Source organism: Plebeiibacterium sediminum, assembly GCF_026013605.1.
In the GTDB taxonomy this organism is placed as follows: Bacteria; Bacteroidota; Bacteroidia; order Bacteroidales; family Marinilabiliaceae; genus Saccharicrinis; species Saccharicrinis sediminus.
The window spans coordinates 1-2,488 of the sequence record NZ_JAPDPJ010000169.1 but is presented as its reverse complement, the minus strand read 5'-3'; the positions used below and the strand labels follow the sequence as shown (position 1 = coordinate 2,488).

Sequence of the window (2,488 nt, the reverse complement as noted above, 5' to 3'; positions counted from 1 at the left end):
GATATGATTGGAAATATTTTTTGCATCACTATAATTTATTGTTTGATGACTTTGGAAAAGAGACCTGTTACCGTCTCCTTTCCTTAATCAATATTATTTATCGGTTTAAGTAAATATATCCTGTGATTTTTTTGTTGATATCACGAATATTGATGATGTAGTAATAAGTACCAACCGGAAGTTCTTTTCCAACACTGAATCCAACATTTGATTCACCATTCCAGTTGTTATCATACTTACTTTGTTTATAAACAACATTACCCCATCTGTTAAAAATCTCAATACTTACCTGATTAAATTGATACAACCATGGAATGTTATAAGTATCGTTATCACCATCATTATTTGGAGAGAATCCTTCATAAATAATCAATTCATCTTCACCATAACATTTATCCTCATCAATTCTGTCAGGAATTCCGTCATTATCACAGTCACCAAAACTTTCTTCATCATCTAATACGCCATCATTATCTGAATCTGTATCCTGGTAATCCGGTGTGCCGTCATTATCGGAGTCGATATTTCCTTCCTCTGAATCCGGAATACCATCATCGTCTGAATCTGTATCTAAATAGTTACCTTCTCCATCATTATCCACATCATCCGAACCTTCTACTACATCAGGAATGCCATCACCATCAGAATCCGTATCTGTATAATCAGGAGTACCATCATTGTCAGAATCTATATTTCCTTCATCTTCATCTAAAATTCCATCGTTATCTGAATCTAAATCCTGGTAATCAGGTGTTCCATCATTATCTGAATCCACATCACCTTCTTCTGAATCTGGAATACCATCATCATCAGAATCTAAATCCAAATAATTTCCATCACCGTCACCATCAATATCATCTGATCCTTCAACATCATCAGGAATACCATCACCATCTGAATCTGAGTCTTTGTAATTTGGAATACCATCACCATCAGCATCATCAGTTCCTTCTACAGAATCCAAAATCCCATCGTTATCAGAATCTGTATCCTTGTAATCTGGCGTTCCATCATTATCTGAATCTTCATTACCTTCTTCAGAATCAGGAATCCCGTCACCATCAGAATCTAAATCAAGATAATTTCCATCACCATCGCCATCAATATCATCTGAACCTTCAATCACATCAGGAATTCCATCGCCGTCAGAATCAGAATCTTTATAATTAGGAATTCCATCGCCATCAGTATCGTCAGTTCCTTCTTCAGAATCTGGAATACCATCATTATCTGAGTCAGGATCGTTCTTATCTAATATTCCGTCTCCATCGGTATCACCTTCTCCCTCTTCAATATTCAAGATTCCATCATCATCATTATCTGTTTCCTCAACAGTAATTGTAACAGTTGCTGTTGAACAATCTCCTTCTCCATCACAAACCTGATAGTCAAAAGTGATATCTCCAACAAAATCTTCATTTGGAGTGATTGTAATCGTATTGTCTTCATTTACAATTACAACTCCATCTGCAGGCTGAACAGGAATTGAAACGACTAGGTTTCCATCTTCTAGACCTGTATCATTATTTAAAACATCAACAACAGATACTTCTCCTTTATCTGTATCAATAACATCTGCTACAGCTACAGGAACACTATCATATTCATTGGTCACAGTTACGGTAATTGCTTTTGAATCTGTATTACCTGATCCATCCGTAACAATGATTGTTAACTCATAAATATTATCAGTATTACTATCTGAAGGATTCTCATAATCTGGTGCAGTTGAAAATGTCAGCACACCGGAAGTTGCTCCAATAGTAAAGAAACTTGCATCGGTTCCGCTAATTGAATATGTTTTGCTATCTCCTGCGTCAGCATCTGTTGCGCTTACGGTTTCAACAGCTGTTGTTCCTTCTGCTACACTTGTGTCTGACGCACTTAGTACAGGACTGTTGTCATTGACATCTGTTACGGTTACATTAATAGTCTTCGTATCTGTATTTAATCCGCCATCTGTTACGGTTACATCCAATACATAAACATTATTAGCATCTTCATCTGCTGCGGTTTCATAATCAGGTGCACTTACAAAAGTCAGTACTCCTGAAGTAGCATCAATACTAAAGAAACTTGCATCGGTTCCACTAATTGAGTATGTTTTGCTATCTCCTGCGTCAGCATCTGTTGCACTTACGGTTTCAACTGCAATAGTACCTTCTGCTACACTTGTGTCGGTTGCTGTTAGTACTGGATTGTTGTCATTGACATCTGTTACTGTTACATTAATCGTCTTCGTATCTGTATTTAATCCGCCATCTGTTACAGTTACATTCAATACATAAACATTATCTGTATTACTATCAGAAGGATTCTCATAATCTGGTGCAGTTGTAAATGTCAACACACCTGAAGTTGCCCCAATAGTAAAGAAACTTGCATCGGTTCCGCTAATTGAGTATGTTTTACTATCTCCTGCGTCAGCATCTGTTGCGCTTACGGTTTCAACTGCTGTAGTACCTTCTGCTACACTTGTGTCGGTTGC

Annotated in this window: 1 protein-coding gene; it reads right to left on the bottom strand. The window is 37.1% G+C overall.

The window, feature by feature from the left end:
• Window positions 1-97 precede the first annotated feature (97 nt).
• Window positions 98-2,488: T9SS type B sorting domain-containing protein (locus tag OM075_RS24795; protein WP_301193252.1), on the bottom strand; the 2,391-nt coding region annotated here is incomplete at its 5' end.